The organism is Pinisolibacter sp. (genome assembly GCF_036782435.1).
Classification (GTDB): domain Bacteria; phylum Pseudomonadota; class Alphaproteobacteria; order Rhizobiales; family Ancalomicrobiaceae; genus CALBKH01.
The window spans coordinates 13,909-29,194 of sequence record NZ_DAIPZB010000030.1 but is presented as its reverse complement, the minus strand read 5'-3'; the positions used below and the strand labels follow the sequence as shown (position 1 = coordinate 29,194).

The following is a 15,286-nucleotide window of genomic DNA, read 5'->3' as shown; positions in this document are numbered from 1 at the left end:
AATCGAAGTTCTTCGGTAAATTTAACATCCCGTCAACCGTGTCGGAGCGAGATTGTCCAATCGCATGGTTTCGCGGGGAACTTTCAATGCGCCTTCGTACACGCTTCGCGCTCGGCATCGGAGCCGGCATCACGGCCGCCGTCGCACTCTGCGTCGGCACGGGAATGTGGTTCATCGGCGGGTTGATCCAGGACGACGTTCAACGCCAACTCGCCGCCGGATCGCGCCAATTCAACGCCGAGATCGCGACCCAGGCACAACGGGCCCAGTCGATGGCGCGTCTGGTCGCCCACGTACCGACCTTCGTCGACGCCTTCGCGGCGCAGAACCGTGACGCGCTCGGCAAGGCGCTGCTTCCGGCTTTCCCGACGATCAAGGAAGACGGCTTCGACCAGTTCCAGTTCCACCTGCCGCCGGCCATCTCGTTCCTGCGGGTCCACAAGCCGGAGAAGTTCGGCGACGATCTCTCCGGCTTCCGCAAGACCGTGGTGGAGGCCAATCAGGGCTCCCGCGAGGTGCGCGGCCTCGAGGGCGGCGTCGCCGGCATGGGCATTCGCGCCGTCAGCCCGGTGACGAGCGGCGGCAAGCATCTCGGCACCGTCGAATTCGGCTTCGGCTTCGAACAGGAATTCGTCAAGGCCTTCACCGAGCGCACCGGCCTGCGTCTCGCCCTCCTCGTCGACACGAAGGAGAAAAACGGCACTTCGACGCGCAAGATGCTCGCCTCGAGCTTCCCGGCCGATCACGCCCTCTCGGCGGCGATCCAGGAGGGCGTGAGCGGCCGTTACGAGACGACCGCCTTCGAGGACCGTTCGTGGACGGTCGCCGGCGAGCCGCTCACCGATTTTTCGGGCCAGCGCATCGGCTCCTACGTGATGGCGGCGGACCGCACCGATCTCGATGCCGCTCGGACGCGGGCGATGCTGATCTTCGGCGTGTTGGCACTGGCGATGACGGTCGGCGGCGTCGCCATGGCCGTCTGGCTGCAGCACGACGTCGGACGGCCGCTCACCGCGCTCACCGGCGCGATGAAGACGATCGGCGAAGGCGGCCATGCCGTCGATCTGCCCGCCCCCGGCCCGATCGACGAGATCGCCGCCATGGTTCATGCGGCACAATCGTTGGAAGAAGCGGTCGAGGCGCGGCGCAAGGGCGAGGCCCAGGCGCGCGAGGACGCCGAGCATCGTCACCAGCGCGGCGTCCGGCGCGAGGAGCGCACCCAGACCTTCGGCCGGTCGATCGAGAAGCTGCTCGGCGACATGTCGGCCGCGGCCGACCGCATGGAAGCGACGGCGCGCGAGATGAACGCGGTCGCCGAACGCACCGCGTCCCGCTCGGGTGATGCGGCGCGCGAAGCGGAATCGACGTCGCGCACCGTCCAGGCCGTGGCGGCGGCGAGCGAGGAGCTGGCGAGCTCGGTACACGAGGTGCTGCGCCGGGTCGACCGCACCGCCGAGATCGCCGAACGGGCGCTGAGCGAGGCCGGCAACACCGATCAGGTGGTGCGCAATCTGGCGTCGAGCGGGGCGCGGATCGGCGAGGTGGTCGAACTCATCAACACCATCGCCTCGCAGACCAATCTCCTCGCCCTCAACGCCACCATCGAGGCGGCACGAGCCGGCGAGGCGGGGCGCGGCTTCGCCATCGTCGCGACCGAGGTCAAGGCGCTGGCCAACGAGACCACGCGGGCGACCGAGGCGATCAGTTCGCAGGTCGCCCACATCCAGGGCGACACGCAGAAGGTCGTCGACGCGATCGGCTCGATCGGCGACACCATCCGCGAATTGACCGAGATCGCCCGCGACATGGCCGGCACCATGGGCGACCAGGATCTCGCCACCAAGGAGATCGCCCAGAACATCCAGCAGGCGGCCGACGGCACCCGCATGGTCTCCAACGGGATCGGCGCGGTCGGCGAGGATGCCGGCCACACCGGCCGCGCCGCCGCAGGGGTGCTCGCCACCGCACACGAACTCGGCGAGTTCCGCACCGCGCTGCATCGCGAGATCGGCGTCTACATCGACGACCTCAAGCGGGTGTGACCCCGCTCGCGGATCGCACGACGAAGGGGCGGCGCCATCGGCGTCGCCCTTCTTCCTTCCGCCACCGCGCCTCGGCGTCATCCGGCGAGGTCGGCCCATTTCACTTCGTGATCGGTGTGCCTGGGCTTGCCGCCGACCCGCTTCACCGCATCGACGACGTCGTCGATCGTCAGGTTCGCCGGCACGTCGCGGATCTCGTAGACCACCACGCCGCCGGTGGTGGGACCGGCTTCGGCGCTCTTCAGCGCCTTCGTCACCGCCCCCTCGTAGGCGACCTTCACCATGTGTACCGCCATGATCGCGATCCTCTCGTCGGATTTCGTCGTCTTTCGACCGGACATGGTCGCGAGCCCGACACGAACGGTGGGTTCGCGCCGGGTTCGAGCGGATGTTTCGCATCGACCGTGCCAAACTCGGTGGAGAACCGCCGCTGCGCATGGCCGACATTCGAGCCGACCCGAGACGGCACGACACGCGTGCGTTTAGGATCTCGTCCATGCAGATCACCACGCTCCTCGCCTCGGCCGTGGCCGGATGTCTCTACGTCGTCTCGCCCGGGCCGGCGGTGTTGGCGCTCGTCGGCATCGGCGCCGCCAAGGGACGACGACCGGCGCTGTTCTTCCTCGCCGGACACCTGTTCGGCGACCTGCTGTGGTGCTCGCTGGCCATCCTGGCGCTGGTCGGGGCGCAGGTCTTCGATCCGCTGCTGTTCGATCTGGTGGCGCTGGCCTGCGGCCTCTATCTCGGCCATCTCGGTTGGCGGGCGGTGAACGCCGCCTCGGCGCGCGGCGCCGACGACCTCATCGGCCACCACCCCTATCGCCGCGGCGTGATGTTCGGGCTGACCAACCCGAAGAGCTATCCGGTGGCGCTCGCCATGTTCACCGCGCTCTTCACCGGTCAGTCGGAGAGCCTCTCCTTCGACGCCATGCCGGCGCTCCTCGCCGCCGCCTTCCTCGGCTTCCTCGCCGGCGATGTCATCCTCGCCTGGTTGGTCGGCACCTCGGTCATGCGGCGGCTCTACCTCACCCACGCGGTGTGGATCGTCCGCATCACCGGAGGCCTCTTCCTCGGCTTCGCCGCCGCGACGCTGTGGGACGCGGTGCCGCGTCTGTGGGCGCGGGTGTGAAGTGCGCACCATGGTCGTGAGCGACGACCTCACGGGCGAAACGATCGTCACCGAGCGCCTGATTCTGCGCGCCCACCGCGCCGCCGACATCGACGCCTACACGCCTTTGTGGGCGCCACCACCGGACGGCGTCTCCTTCACACCGATCCTCGACGCGGAAGGCGCCTGGGCGCGGCTGCTCAGGCTCGTCGGCCATCGTCGGGTCTTCGGCTTCGCCCCCTTCCTGGTGGAGGAGAAGGCGACCGGGCGCATCGTCGGCGAGGTCGGTTTCGCTCGTTTCCGCCGCGGGATCGGTGCGCATTTCGACGAGGCTCCGGAAGCGATGTGGATCATCGCCGGAGAGGCGCGCGGGAAGGGCTACGGCGGCGAGGCGATGGCGGCGGCGGTCGCGTGGTTCGACGGGCGGTTCCCCGCCGCACGCGGCGTCTGCATGATCGACCCGGCCAACACCGTGTCGCTCGGCCTCGCCGGCCGGCTCGGCTTTCGCCCCTTCGGCCGGACGACACGGCAAGGGCTCGAGCTGGTGCTGTTCGAGCGAACCGCACCTTTCGCGAGATGACGTCGGACACGGGACGCGACGGCGAAAACGAAGACACCGCGCCGGGGAGATCGGCGCGGGGCCTTTCTTTCTCCTCGGGAGACCGAGCGATCAGGCGGCGAGCGCCTTGGCGGTCGGCAGGAGATCGTAGCCGAGGGCTTCGGCCACCGCCGCGTAGGTGACGCGGCCGGCGTGGACGTTGAGGCCTTCGGCGAGGTGCGGATCCTCGGCGATGGCGCGCTTCCACCCCTTGTCGGCGAGCGCCAGGGTGAAGGGCAGGGTCGCGGCGTTGAGCGCGAAGGTCGAGGTGCGGGCGACACCGCCGGGCATGTTGGCGACGCAGTAGTGGACGACGCCGTCGACGACGTAGGTCGGGCGGGAGTGAGTCGTCGGACGCGAGGTCTCGGTGCAGCCGCCCTGGTCGATCGCCACGTCGACGATGACGGAACCGCGCTTCATGGTTTTGAGCATCGGCCGGGTGATCAGCTTCGGTGCGGCGGCGCCGGGGATCAGCACGGTGCCGATGACCAGATCGGCGTCGGCGACGAGATCGGCGATCGCCTCGCGGGTCGAGTAGGCGGTCTTCAGACGGGCGCCGAACTGGACGTTGAGGCGACGCAGCACGTCGAGCGAGCGGTCGACGACGGTGACGTCGGCGCCCATGCCCAGCGCTATGGTGGTGGCGTGGGTGCCGGAGACGCCGCCGCCGAGGACGACGACCTTGGCCGGGGCGACGCCGGGCACGCCGCCCATCAGGATGCCGCGGCCCTTGGAGGCGTTCTCCAGCGCATGGGCGCCGACCTGCGCCGCCATGCGGCCGGCGACCTCGGACATCGGGGTGAGCAGCGGCAGGCCGCCGGTCGGCGAGGTCACCGTCTCGTAGGCGATGCAGGTGGCGCCGCTGTCGACGAGATCGCGGGTCTGGTCCGGATCGGGGGCGAGGTGGAGGTAGGTGAAGAGGGTCTGGCCGGCGGAGAGCTTCTTGCGCTCGACGGCGAGCGGCTCCTTGACCTTGACGATCATCTCGGAGCCGGCCCAGATCGCGTCGGTCTCGTCGGTGATCTTGGCGCCGGCCTTGAGATAGTCCTTGTCGGCGATGCCGGCGCCTTTGCCGGCGCCCTTCTCGACCAGGACCTGATGGCCATGGGCGACGAGCTCACGCACCGAGGCCGGCACCAGGCCGACACGATCTTCGTGGTCCTTGATTTCCTTGGGCACACCGATGCGCATGGGATGATCCTCCTCGAGGTCGATCGGCGAGATCCCCGTCGCCGTCGAACGATGTTCGAATGATGCGGCCGCTCACACGCAATTTCTCGCCGAAGAGGGGATTTCAAACGGTTCGGAACGGTGATAAATTCGGCCACGTCTCGAATTGATCGAATTTTATGCCCATGACGTATCCGTCAACCTCCCTCGACGACCGCGACCGCCAGATCCTCTCCGAGCTGCAGACCGATGGCCGGCTGACCAATGCCGAGCTGGCCGAGCGGGTGCATCTGTCGGCTTCCGCTTGTCTCCGGCGGGTGAACCTGTTGATGGAGAGCGGCCTCGTCGCCGGCGCGCATCTGGTGCTCGACCAGCAGGAGGCGGGGTTCGAGGGCACCGCCTACGTGTCGATCACCCTCGACAGCCAGGACCGCGCCCGCCTCGACGCCTTCGAGGCCAAGGTGCGCCACGTCGCCCAGATCCAGGAGTGCTATCTCCTCGCCGGCCAGTCGGACTATCTGATGCGGGTGATCTTCCGCGACATGGCCGACCTCGAGCGCCTGCACTCGGAAGTGCTGACGCGCCTGCCGGGGGTGGTGCGGGTGCAGTCGCAGCTGACGCTCCGGACGGTCAAGCGGACGACGCGGGTGCCGGTGTGAGAGGGGCGCCGCGTACCCTCTTCCTTCCCCCCTCGCGGGGGAAGGTGGCCCGCAGGGCCGGATGAGGGGGCGCCGCGAAGCGGCAACTCGGAGGCGACCGCGGGTTCCGAGACAGGCGGAGGGGCCCAGCCCCCTCATCCGCCCTTCGGGCACCTTCTCCCGCGAGGGGAGAAGGGTTTCACGCTCGCGGCGCGACGCCTCTGCCCCTCACCTCACATCGATGTCCAACCCGATGTCCAACACCGGGGCGGAGTGGGTGATCCAGCCGGTCGAGATCAGGTCCACGCCGGTCTCGGCGATGGCGGCGACGGTCTCCAGCGTCACGCCGCCGGAGGCTTCCGTCGCGGCGCGGTGGGCCACGATCTTCACCGCCTCGCGCAACATGTCGGGGCCCATGTTGTCGAGGAGGACCGCGTCGGGGCGCTCGGTCATCGCTTCGACGAGCTGATCGAGTCGATCGACCTCGACCTCGATCTTCACGAGATGGCCGGCGAAGCCGCGGGCGCGGCGGATGGCTTCGGCGACGGAGCCGCACACCGCGATGTGGTTGTCCTTGATCAGGATGGCGTCGTCGAGGCCGAAGCGGTGGTTGGCGCCGCCGCCGCATTTCACCGCGTATTTCTCGAAGGCGCGCAGGCCCGGCGTCGTCTTGCGGGTGCAGACGATCTTGGCCTTCGTGTGCGCCACTTTGTCGGCGAACAGGCGGGTCGCCGAGGCGACGCCGGACAGGTGGCCGAGGAAATTCAGCGCCACCCGCTCCGCCGAGAGCACGGCGCGAGCCGAACCCTCGACGCGGGCGACGACATCGCCGGGCTTCAATCTGGTGCCGTCGGCGATCAGGGTGGAGAAGCGGATCGCCGGATCCATCATCGCCATCGCCCGGCGAGCGAAGTCGATGCCGGCGGAGACGCCGGGCTTGCGCGCGACGAAAGCGGCGATCGCCTTGGCTTCGGGGGGCAGCGTCGCCTGGGCGGTGATGTCGCCGGCGCGGCCGAGATCCTCGAGGAGGGCGGCTTCGACGGCACGATCGACGAACAGGCGCGGCAGTTCGGGCAGGTAGGCGGGCGCGGGCGCCGCCGGCTCACGAGCCTCGGTCATGCGGGGATGGTCTCCGGGGTGGAAGAGGCGCGGGCCTCCACCGACAGGCGGCGGGCGTCGGCCAGCGTCAGATAGGTGCGCTTCGCCCGGGCCGGATCGGTCTCGGGGAAGTCGGCGCGCCAGTGGCCGCCGCGGCTCTCGCGACGGCCCCAGGCAGCGGCGGCGATCAGGCGGGCGGCGATCAGCGAATTCGAGGTGGCGACGTCGCGGGTGCGGGCTTCGAGCTCGTCGAAGATCGCCAGCGCCTTGGCCAGGCCCTCGCCGGTGCGTACCACGCCGACGTGGTCGGTCATGGTGGTGCGGATGATGTCGATGGTGCCGGGGTCGGCCGGGCCGGGAAGCTCGGCCTCTTCGTCGGCGCGGCGCACCGACCAGCGCGCCACCCGCGGGCTGGGCATCAGCCCCTGGATGTCGCGGGCGATGCGCGAGCCGAAGACCACCGCCTCGAGCAGCGAGTTGGAGGCCAGCCGGTTGGCGCCGTGGACGCCGGTCGAGGCGACCTCGCCGCAGGCCCACAGGCCGTCGACGGAGGTGCGGCCGTTGGCGTCGGTGAGGACGCCGCCCATGTGGTAGTGCTGCGCCGGCGCGACGGGGATGGTGTCGCGGGTCGGATCGATGCCGGCGGAGACGCAGCTCTCCCACACGGTCGGGAACTTCTGCGGGAAGGCGGCGCCGACGGCGGTGCGGGCGTCGAGGAAGGCACCACGGCCGGCGAGGATCTCGGCATGGATGGCGCGGGCGACGATGTCGCGCGGCGCCAGTTCGAGGTCGCCGTGATAGTCGGCCATGAAGCGGCGGCCGTCGCGGTTCACCAGGATGGCGCCCTCGCCGCGCAACGCCTCGGTGGCGAGCGGCGCCGGATCGCGGCCGATGTCGATGGCGGTCGGGTGGAACTGGACGAATTCGGTGTCGGCCATGATCGCGCCGGCGCGCGCCGCCATGGCGAGGCCCTGGCCGTTGGCCTGGGGCGGGTTGGTGGTCACCCGGTAGAGATGGCCGATGCCGCCGGAGGCGAGCACCACGGCATGCGCCGGGAACTCCACCGTGGTCAGCGCCCGGCCTTCGCTCGGACGGGCGACGACGCCGCGAATCGACCGGCCGTCGCGGGTCAGGCTCTCGCCGACCCAGCCGGGCAGGATGCGGATCGACGGGGTGGCCAGCGCCCGCTCGACCAGCGCCGCCATGATCTCCTGGCCGGCGCGGTCGCCCTTGACGTGGACGATACGGCGTTCGGAATGGGCCGCCTCGCGGCCGACGGCGAGATCGCCGCTCGCGTCGCGGTCGAAGGGCACGCCGTAGCCGAGCAGGTCCTGGATGCGGGCTTCCGCCTCGCGGGTCATCAACCGGGCGACGCGCGCGTCGACCGTGCCGGCTCCCGCCGCGACCGTGTCGGCGAGGTGCTTCTCCGGGCTGTCGCCGCGGCCGACGGCGGCGGCCATGCCGCCTTGCGCCCACCACGAGGACCCGCCGCCGCCGAGCGGCGCGGCGGTCAACACCGTCACCGGGCGCGGTGCCAACGACAGGGCGCAGAAGATGCCGGCGAGCCCGCCGCCGATGATGACGACATCGTCGATGCCGTCGTGCGAGCGCGGGGTGGAGATGTCGTGGAATGCGCTGTCGGCCATGATGGCCTCCGCCCGGAGGTGGACGCAGCGGCGCGCGATGAGGCGCCGGGGGAGCGGGCGCCGACGCGCCCGGCGACGTGGGGCGGACGGGCCGCCCCACATCGGGACCTCAGTTCTTCAGGTGGATCATCCGCTCTACGGCGGCCTTGGCACGCTCGGCCACCTTCGGGTCGACGGTGACCTCCTCCTTCATCTCGAGCAGCGCGTCGAGAATCTTGGGCAGGGTGATGCGCTTCATGTGCGGGCAGAGATTGCACGGCCGCACGAAATCGACCTGCGGCGCTTCGGAGGCGACGTTGTCGGCCATCGAGCACTCGGTGACCAGCACGACGCGGCCGCCGGCGGGGACCGACTTGACGAAGTCGATCATCTTGGCGGTCGAACCGGCGAAGTCCGAGGCGGCGATGACGTCCGGCGGGCACTCCGGGTGGGCGATGATGCGCACGCCCGGATCGGCGTCGCGATAGGCGGCGAGTTCCTCGCCGGTGAAACGCTCGTGGACCTCGCAGGAGCCCTTCCAGGTGATGATCTTCACCTTGGAATTGGCCGCCACCCAGCGCGCCAGATACTGGTCGGGCAGGCAGATGACGCGATCGACGCCGAAGCTCTCGACCACCTCGACGGCGTTGGAGGAGGTGCAGGTCATGTCGACCTCCGCCTTCACCTCGGCCGAGGTGTTGACGTAGGCGACGATCGGCACGCCGGGGAAACGCCGGCGCAGCAGACGCACGTCGGCCGCGGTGATCGAGGCGGCGAGCGAGCAGCCGGCCCTGCCGTCGGGGATCAGCACGGTCTTCTCCGGCGACAGCACCTTCGAGGTCTCGGCCATGAAGTGCACGCCGCCCTGGACGATGACGTCGGCGTCGGTCTCGGCCGCCTTGCGGGCGAGCTGCAGGCTGTCGCCGACGACGTCGGCGACGCAGTGGTAGATCTCCGGCGTCATGTAGTTGTGCGCCAGGATGACGGCGTTGCGGACCTTCTTCAGGTCGTTGATCGCCTTGACGTAAGGGGCATGGAACGGCCATTCGACCGCCGGGATGACGTGGGCGACGCGCTCGTAGAGATGCGCCGTCGCGGCCGCGACCTCGGGGGTGTAGTCGAGGTTCGGACGAGGCAGCACGCCGAAACGCTCGGCGGCGGTCTTCGCGGCGTCGGACGTCGAGATGTCGGACGTCGCGGTGGCGGCCTTGCGCCGACCGCGGCCGGCGGCGGGCGTGGTCGGCTTCGCCGCGGCGCCACGGGTGCGCCGAGCCGGGGCCTTGCCCACGGAAACTTCGTTCGTCGCCTCGACCGTCTCGGTCATTCCACTTCTCCTTCCGGACTTATGCTCATATTGAGCATATCAACGGCCCGAAAAAACACCGGGAACATCCGGCGTTCGCCCTCATTCACGCGGGCGACAGGCAATATAGGGGCTCGTGAGCGGTTTGAACAGACCCCGTCGTCATACGCGCATCATCGAAATGCGCGTCGCGCCGCCCGCCGTCCCATCAACGCGGCGAATGGGAGACTTCGGCTCTTTTGACTTTTCCCCGGCACGTATTCCTGCGTAGATCGCCGCGAGTGGACCACCGACGCGACGACCGGTCGCGGCGCTGGCGAGTCGGCACGAGGGGGTGCTTCGGAGCATGACGCAGTCGTCGAGCGACACAGGGTCGCGCTTTCCGCTGTGGCTGATCGTGGTGTGCGGTTGCCTGATCACGGTGATCAATTTCGGCCCGCGCGCTTCGATGGGCTTCTATCTGACACCGATCACCGGGGATCGCGGCTGGGGGCGGGAGACCTTCGCTCTCGCCATGGCTTGGCAGAACCTCCTGTGGGGCATCGGCGGCGCCTTCTTCGGCGCCTTCGCCGACCGTTTCGGTACCGCCAGGACGCTGACCATCGGTGCCGGTCTCTACGCGCTCGGCCTCCTCGCCATGGGCTGGGCGACGACGCCGCTGGCCTTCCATGCCGCCGGCGTCACCGTCGGCCTCGGCATCGCCGGGTCGGCCTTCGGCATCGTCATGGCGGCGTTCGGCCGAGCGGTGACGCCCGAGAAGCGGACGATGGTCTTCGGTTTCGCCACCGCCGCCGGCTCGTTCGGACAGTTCCTGTTCTCGCCGGTGACGCAGGGGCTGATCCAGGCCTACGGCTGGTACGACAGCCTCACCATCCTCGCGGCGCTGATGGCCCTGATCCCGCTTCTCGCCATCCCGCTGATGGGCAAGCCGCCGGCGAAGATGTACCACGGCCACGATCAGTCGATCGGCGAGGCGCTCCGGGAAGCGCTCGGTCATCGCAGCTACCTGCTGCTCACCGCCGGCTACTTCGTCTGCGGCTTCCAGGTCGCCTTCATCGGCGTCCACTTTCCGGCCTATCTCGCCGACGTCGGGCTCGAGCCGAAGTGGGGTGTGATCGCGCTGATGCTGATCGGCGCCTTCAATGTGATCGGCTCGCTCGGCTCCGGTTTCATCGGCATGCGGGTGCCGAAGCGCTGGCTGCTGAGCTTCATCTATTTCGCCCGCTCTGTGGTCTTCACCGTCTTCCTGCTGGTACCGGCGACGCCGACGAGCGTGGTGATCTTCGCCTCGGTGCTCGGCGTCCTGTGGCTCTCCACCGTGCCGCCGACCAACGCATTGGTCGCACTGATGTTCGGCACGCGCTATCTGGCGATGCTCGGCGGGATCGTCTTCTTCTCCCACCAGATCGGCTCGTTCCTCGGCGTGTGGCTCGGCGGTTGGCTCTACGACCTGAACAAGAGCTACGATCCGGTGTGGTGGATCGGCGTGGCGCTCGGCATCTTCGCCGGCTTCATCCACCTGCCGATCCGCGAAGAGCCGGTCGAACGGCCGGTGCCGGGCGCGGCGGCGCAGCCGGCGGAGTGAGGGCGGCGTGACCGCTCAGGCGGTCGCGCGCGTCACCACGCTCTCGACGTCTTCGAAGAGGATGCGGCCGTCGACGCGGGTGACACCGGTCGCGGTGACGAGCAGCAGCGTCGGGACGCCGCGGGCGCCGACGCTCTCCATGAGATCGCGGGCGAGCGTGGCGCGCATGTTGAGCGCTTCGATGACCGCGTCGTCCTCGGCGAGGAAGGCGGCGATCGCCTCTTCCTTCGCCCCGGCGCGACGCAGCACGTCGGCGACCACGGGCTCCGCCGTGATGTCGAGGCCATCGGCCCAGCGTGCCGCCTGGAGTGCATGGAGGATGGAGAGCCCCTTCTCCGGCTCGACGAGCTGCACCGCCGTGAGCGCCAGCGTCGCCGGGCCGCTGTCGATCTTGCCGCCCTCCTGGCCGAGAACTTTTTCGCGATAGGCTTGCGAGAACGGCTGACTGGTGAGGGCGTGGATCTTCTGGTCGTTCTCCCAGGCGTAGCGGGCGAACTCGGGGGTCAACTCGCGATCCCCGATGAAGAGGCCCGAGGCCACCACCTCGAGCCGACGACCGCTCGCCGCGAGCTTCTGCAGCGCCGGCGCCGCGCCCCAGCACCAGCCGCACAGCGGATCGACCAGCGCGATCAGCGTGCCGGGGGCGAGGATGTCGACATCGGTCTCGGGCTCGATCGGCAGGTCGGCTTCGCTCATCTCTTCGATCCTCTCGCGACCGCGGGCCGCGTTGCGGCGACGATCTCGTCGCGGCGACGTCAGCGGCCGGTCTGGCCGCGATGGCGCAGCGCGTGGTCGGCCAGTACGATCGCCATCATGGCTTCCGCCACCGGCACCGCGCGGATGCCGACACAAGGGTCGTGGCGTCCTCGAGTGATCAGTTCGGTGTCACGGCCCTGGCGATCGACGGTGTGGCGCGGGGTGAGGATCGACGAGGTCGGCTTCACCGCGAAACGGGCGACGATGGTCTGGCCCGAGGAGATGCCGCCGAGGATGCCGCCGGCGTGGTTCGAGCGGAAGTTCGGGCCGTCGTTGCCGGCGAAGATCTCGTCGGCGTTCTCCTCGCCGGTCAGTTCCGCCGTTTCGAAGCCGTCGCCGATCTCGACGCCCTTGACGGCGTTGATCGACATCAGCGCCGCGGCGATGTCCTGATCGAGCTTGCCGTAGATCGGCGCGCCCCAGCCGGCGGGCACGCCCTCGGCCTGGACCTCGACGATCGCGCCGATCGACGAGCCGGCCTTGCGGATGCGATCGAGATACTCCTCGAAGCGGGGAACCGCGTCCGGGTCGGGACAGAAGAACGGGTTGATGCCGACTTGCGACCAGTCCCAGTTGGCGCGATCGATCGCTTCCGTTCCGATCTGCACCACCGCGGCGCGGACCTTCACCCCACCGGGGACGAGCGCATCGAGCACCTTGCGCGCCACCCCACCGGCGGCGACGCGGGCCGCGGTCTCGCGCGCCGACGATCGGCCGCCGCCGCGGTAGTCGCGGATGCCGTATTTGGCGTCGTAGGTGAAGTCGGCGTGGCCGGGGCGGAACTTGTCGCGGATGTCGCCGTAGTCCTTGGAGCGCTGGTCGGTGTTGCGGATCATCAGCGAGATCGGCGTCCCGGTGGTGCGCTGACCGTCGGTGGTGTCGTCCGCGAAGACGCCGGAGAGGATCTCGACGATATCGTCCTCGCGGCGCTGGGTGACGAAACGGCTCTGCCCGGGCTTGCGGCGATCGAGATCGGCCTGGATGTCGGCAGCGTCGAGCCGGATGCCGGGCGGGCAGCCGTCGACGACGGCGCCGAGCGCCGGGCCGTGGCTCTCGCCCCAGGTGGTGACACGGAAGAGATGGCCGAAGGTGTTGTGCGACATGGACGGTCCCCGGATCGAGCCTTCGATCTAGGGGATCGCCCCGGCGCGGTCAAATCGCCGAGGCCGTCTCACGCCAGCGCCTGTTTCAGGAAATGCAGGGTGCGGCTCCAGGCGAGCGCGGCGTCCTCGGCGTCGTAGCGGGCGCCGGTCGGATTGGCGAAGGCGTGGTCGGCGTCGTACCAGTAGACGGTGAGATTGTCGGCCTTGCCGGCCTGCTTCATCGCCGCTTCGAAACCGGCGACCATGGCGCCGTCGATCGACTTGTCGAGGGTGCCGAAGTGACCGATCACCGGGCCGGCGAGCGCCTTCAGTTGCTCGGGCGACTTCTTGACGTTGCCGTAGTAGATCACCGTGGCCTCGACAGGCACGGCGAGCGAGGTGTTGAGCGACCAGCCGCCGCCGAAGCACCAGCCGCAGGTCGCGACCTTGCCGGTGGAGCGCTCGTGGCGACGGGCCCATTGCACCGCGGCGACCATCGCCTGGGTCGCCCATTCCGGATCGAGCGCCTGCATCTGCGCCTTGGCTTCCTCGGCGCTGCCGGCGACCTTGCCGAAGAGATCGACGGCGATCGCCAGATAGCCCTCTTTGGCGAGTTCGGCGGCGACCGACTTGATCTGGTCGTTGAGACCCCACCACTCGTGGACGAGGATCACCGCCGGCCCCTTGGGCTGAGCCGGATAGGCGACGGCGAGGCTCAGGGAGCGGTCACGCTGGGTGGGGATCGTCACCATCTCGACGCGCGAGGCGGTCGCCTGCGCCAACGCCGGGTCGGCGAGGATGGCGGCGATGGGCAGAGAAGCCAGCCCGGCGAGGAAGGCGCGCCGATCGGCCTCCGGCACGACGATCGGCGGCAGATTGCTCTTGGTCCCGCATCCATCCAGGGTACACATTCCGTCTCTCCCGAAGTTCTTTCCGCGGATCCTCTTCGATCCGTCTCACCGCCGGTCCGTGTCTCCGGCACGAAAGCCCCCCGTCGCACGCCACGACATCGGGAAAAACTTTCTGCGGAACACTATAACCACGCCCCCCGGGCGTCCTGCCAGCGGAATATTCGGTCCTGCGGAACGTAGTATACGGCGAGGTCGGGATCGCGATTGTTCTCGATGGCGATGCGCAGCGCCCGGAAGGTTCCGCCGTGCGAGACGATCACCATGTCGCCCTCGGTGGTCGCCCACCAGCGGGCGACGCGGTCGGCGAGCATGACGTAGCTCTCGCCGCGCGGCGGGCAGTAGTGCCATTTGTCGTTGTTCAGCGCGTCTTCCGCCTCGGGATCGGCGACCGCGATCTCGGCGTGGGTCATGCCCTCGAAGACGCCGTAGCCGACCTCGCGCAGATCGCGTTCGGTCTCGTGCCCGTCGGGGCCGAGACCGACGGCGCGGCGGATCCGCGCCATCGTCTCGTGGGCGCGCATCAGCGGGCTCGACACCCAGCGCAGAGACGCGGGATCGCGGCCGGTTTCGGCGAAATGGGCGGCGAGCGCGACGCCGTTGGCTTCGGCCTGGGCACGGCCGGTGGCGTTGAGCGGGATGTCCTGCGCCCCCTGCAGCCGCTTGGCGACGTTCCAGTCGGTCAGGCCGTGGCGGATGTGATAGATCGTGCGGGTCACCGGCCGAACCTCGGGATGCGGAGCGTCGCCCGCGTCTTAGCCGAGGGAGGGAGGGATCTCAACCGGGGTCGATGCGGGAGCCCGCGAACGTGTCGCCGCATCTCCGTCGCTCCTGAACCAACCTCTCCGCATCCGTCATCGCCGGGCTCGACCCGGCGACCCGGCGGTGTATCGAAGCGTCGCGCAGCCCATGGGTCCCCGGGTCGAGCCCGGGGATGACGAGGAGGAGAGGTCAGCGAAGAAGCAGGCGCGTCAAAAGAGGGAGCGCCGCGTCGAAGTTTTGATAGGCCCCGAAAGCGGCGATGCTCGACAGAACCAGCCAACGCAGTGTCTTGTTCGTCAGTGCGATCGTCACCGCCTGACGGCCGCCGCCATCCAATGGCTTCTCGCGCTCGTACCGGAACACGGGATCCGGATCGGACGCGAGCGGTGACTTCGGTTTGGACGGGAGCTTCATCGTGGGCAGACCTCGCCATTAGCGAATCAATGGTCTCAACCCACAAGGGGTAGTAGGGGTGCCGAGGATTCAGTTGTAAAGAGTCCGAACTCCCCATACCGCGTTGTCCACAGGTTCCCCAACAGAACTCGGCCTCAATGAACTGACAAGATCGATGCACGTGCAGGGAACAGCCTCAGATTCCGTGCTCCCCGAGA

The 15,286-nt window shown here is 69.1% G+C and carries 15 protein-coding genes; 5 read left to right on the top strand and 10 right to left on the bottom strand.

Going from position 1 to position 15,286, the window contains the following annotated elements; translation table 11 throughout:
• Positions 1 to 86 precede the first annotated feature (86 nt).
• On the top strand, positions 87 to 2,042 hold the full coding sequence (locus tag V7Q42_RS13960) for a methyl-accepting chemotaxis protein (RefSeq protein ID WP_333824703.1): 1,956 nt from the start codon (positions 87 to 89) through the stop codon (positions 2,040 to 2,042).
• Positions 2,043 to 2,119: 77 nt separating this feature from the next.
• On the opposite strand, the gene V7Q42_RS13955 is transcribed toward V7Q42_RS13960, so the two are convergent.
• Positions 2,120 to 2,338, bottom strand: coding sequence for a hypothetical protein (locus V7Q42_RS13955; RefSeq protein ID WP_333824702.1), 219 nt, complete (start codon positions 2,336 to 2,338; stop codon positions 2,120 to 2,122).
• A 200-nt stretch (positions 2,339 to 2,538) separates the two neighbouring features.
• Here V7Q42_RS13955 and V7Q42_RS13950 point away from each other — a divergent pair, with 200 nt between their 5' ends.
• Positions 2,539 to 3,171: a LysE family translocator gene (locus tag V7Q42_RS13950; RefSeq protein ID WP_333824701.1), complete on the top strand. Its 633-nt coding sequence runs from the start codon at positions 2,539 to 2,541 to the stop codon at positions 3,169 to 3,171.
• Between the two features lie 10 nt (positions 3,172 to 3,181).
• The gene (locus V7Q42_RS13945) at positions 3,182 to 3,730 is read left to right on the top strand and encodes a GNAT family N-acetyltransferase (protein WP_333824700.1); all 549 of its coding nucleotides are present in this window, start codon (positions 3,182 to 3,184) and stop codon (positions 3,728 to 3,730) included.
• A gap of 90 nt (positions 3,731 to 3,820) precedes the next feature.
• Here V7Q42_RS13945 and ald read toward each other — a convergent pair whose 3' ends face one another.
• A complete protein-coding gene (gene ald / locus V7Q42_RS13940; RefSeq protein WP_333824699.1) occupies positions 3,821 to 4,939 on the bottom strand; it encodes an alanine dehydrogenase in 1,119 nt (372 codons plus the stop codon).
• Positions 4,940 to 5,103: 164 nt separating this feature from the next.
• On the opposite strand from ald, the gene V7Q42_RS13935 reads away from it, so the two are divergent.
• Positions 5,104 to 5,577 (top strand): Lrp/AsnC family transcriptional regulator, encoded by a 474-nt coding sequence (locus V7Q42_RS13935; protein ID WP_333824698.1) that lies wholly within the window; start codon positions 5,104 to 5,106, stop codon positions 5,575 to 5,577.
• A gap of 207 nt (positions 5,578 to 5,784) precedes the next feature.
• Here the strand turns inward: V7Q42_RS13935 and nadC are convergent, their stop codons facing one another.
• The 3 genes from nadC to nadA all read right to left on the bottom strand — a co-directional run bounded on the left by nadC (position 5,785) and on the right by nadA (position 9,603).
• Complete coding sequence (gene nadC, locus V7Q42_RS13930) at positions 5,785 to 6,675, bottom strand: carboxylating nicotinate-nucleotide diphosphorylase (protein WP_333824697.1); 891 nt, start codon at positions 6,673 to 6,675, stop codon at positions 5,785 to 5,787.
• Positions 6,672 to 8,300, bottom strand: coding sequence for an L-aspartate oxidase (locus V7Q42_RS13925; protein ID WP_333824696.1), 1,629 nt, complete (start codon positions 8,298 to 8,300; stop codon positions 6,672 to 6,674). The genes nadC and V7Q42_RS13925 overlap by 4 nt, the downstream gene beginning before the upstream one ends.
• A gap of 109 nt (positions 8,301 to 8,409) precedes the next feature.
• On the bottom strand, positions 8,410 to 9,603 hold the full coding sequence (nadA, locus tag V7Q42_RS13920) for a quinolinate synthase NadA (protein ID WP_333824695.1): 1,194 nt from the start codon (positions 9,601 to 9,603) through the stop codon (positions 8,410 to 8,412).
• 325 nt (positions 9,604 to 9,928) lie between these two features.
• Between nadA and V7Q42_RS13915 the strand changes: the two genes are divergently transcribed.
• A complete protein-coding gene (locus V7Q42_RS13915) occupies positions 9,929 to 11,167 on the top strand; it encodes an MFS transporter (protein WP_333824694.1) in 1,239 nt (412 codons plus the stop codon).
• 15 nt (positions 11,168 to 11,182) lie between these two features.
• On the opposite strand, the gene V7Q42_RS13910 is transcribed toward V7Q42_RS13915, so the two are convergent.
• The 5 genes from V7Q42_RS13910 to V7Q42_RS13890 form a co-directional block, all read right to left on the bottom strand.
• Positions 11,183 to 11,863 (bottom strand): DsbA family protein, encoded by a 681-nt coding sequence (locus V7Q42_RS13910; protein WP_333824693.1) that lies wholly within the window; start codon positions 11,861 to 11,863, stop codon positions 11,183 to 11,185.
• 59 nt (positions 11,864 to 11,922) lie between these two features.
• Positions 11,923 to 13,026, bottom strand: a complete 1,104-nt coding sequence (gene aroC / locus V7Q42_RS13905) for a chorismate synthase (protein WP_333824692.1) — start codon at positions 13,024 to 13,026, stop codon at positions 11,923 to 11,925.
• Positions 13,027 to 13,094: 68 nt separating this feature from the next.
• Entirely contained in the window at positions 13,095 to 13,916 is an 822-nt protein-coding gene (locus V7Q42_RS13900; protein WP_333824691.1) for a dienelactone hydrolase family protein, read from the bottom strand.
• A 122-nt stretch (positions 13,917 to 14,038) separates the two neighbouring features.
• On the bottom strand, positions 14,039 to 14,632 hold the full coding sequence (locus V7Q42_RS13895; protein ID WP_333824690.1) for a histidine phosphatase family protein: 594 nt from the start codon (positions 14,630 to 14,632) through the stop codon (positions 14,039 to 14,041).
• Positions 14,633 to 14,864: 232 nt separating this feature from the next.
• Positions 14,865 to 15,089, bottom strand: coding sequence for a hypothetical protein (locus tag V7Q42_RS13890; protein ID WP_333824689.1), 225 nt, complete (start codon positions 15,087 to 15,089; stop codon positions 14,865 to 14,867).
• Positions 15,090 to 15,286: the final 197 nt, after the last annotated feature.

Coding starts and splice junctions, on each gene's coding strand:
- V7Q42_RS13935 (WP_333824698.1), top strand. CDS start 5,104: ATGACGTATCCGTCAACCTCCCTCGACGACCGCGACCGCCAGATCCTC.
- nadA (WP_333824695.1), bottom strand. CDS start 9,603: ATGACCGAGACGGTCGAGGCGACGAACGAAGTTTCCGTGGGCAAGGCC.
- V7Q42_RS13945 (WP_333824700.1), top strand. CDS start 3,182: ATGGTCGTGAGCGACGACCTCACGGGCGAAACGATCGTCACCGAGCGC.
- V7Q42_RS13955 (WP_333824702.1), bottom strand. CDS start 2,338: ATGGCGGTACACATGGTGAAGGTCGCCTACGAGGGGGCGGTGACGAAG.
- V7Q42_RS13925 (WP_333824696.1), bottom strand. CDS start 8,300: ATGGCCGACAGCGCATTCCACGACATCTCCACCCCGCGCTCGCACGAC.
- V7Q42_RS13910 (WP_333824693.1), bottom strand. CDS start 11,863: ATGAGCGAAGCCGACCTGCCGATCGAGCCCGAGACCGATGTCGACATC.
- V7Q42_RS13915 (WP_333824694.1), top strand. CDS start 9,929: ATGACGCAGTCGTCGAGCGACACAGGGTCGCGCTTTCCGCTGTGGCTG.
- nadC (WP_333824697.1), bottom strand. CDS start 6,675: ATGACCGAGGCTCGTGAGCCGGCGGCGCCCGCGCCCGCCTACCTGCCC.
- aroC (WP_333824692.1), bottom strand. CDS start 13,026: ATGTCGCACAACACCTTCGGCCATCTCTTCCGTGTCACCACCTGGGGC.
- V7Q42_RS13890 (WP_333824689.1), bottom strand. CDS start 15,089: ATGAAGCTCCCGTCCAAACCGAAGTCACCGCTCGCGTCCGATCCGGAT.
- V7Q42_RS13950 (WP_333824701.1), top strand. CDS start 2,539: ATGCAGATCACCACGCTCCTCGCCTCGGCCGTGGCCGGATGTCTCTAC.
- ald (WP_333824699.1), bottom strand. CDS start 4,939: ATGCGCATCGGTGTGCCCAAGGAAATCAAGGACCACGAAGATCGTGTC.
- V7Q42_RS13960 (WP_333824703.1), top strand. CDS start 87: ATGCGCCTTCGTACACGCTTCGCGCTCGGCATCGGAGCCGGCATCACG.
- V7Q42_RS13900 (WP_333824691.1), bottom strand. CDS start 13,916: ATGTGTACCCTGGATGGATGCGGGACCAAGAGCAATCTGCCGCCGATC.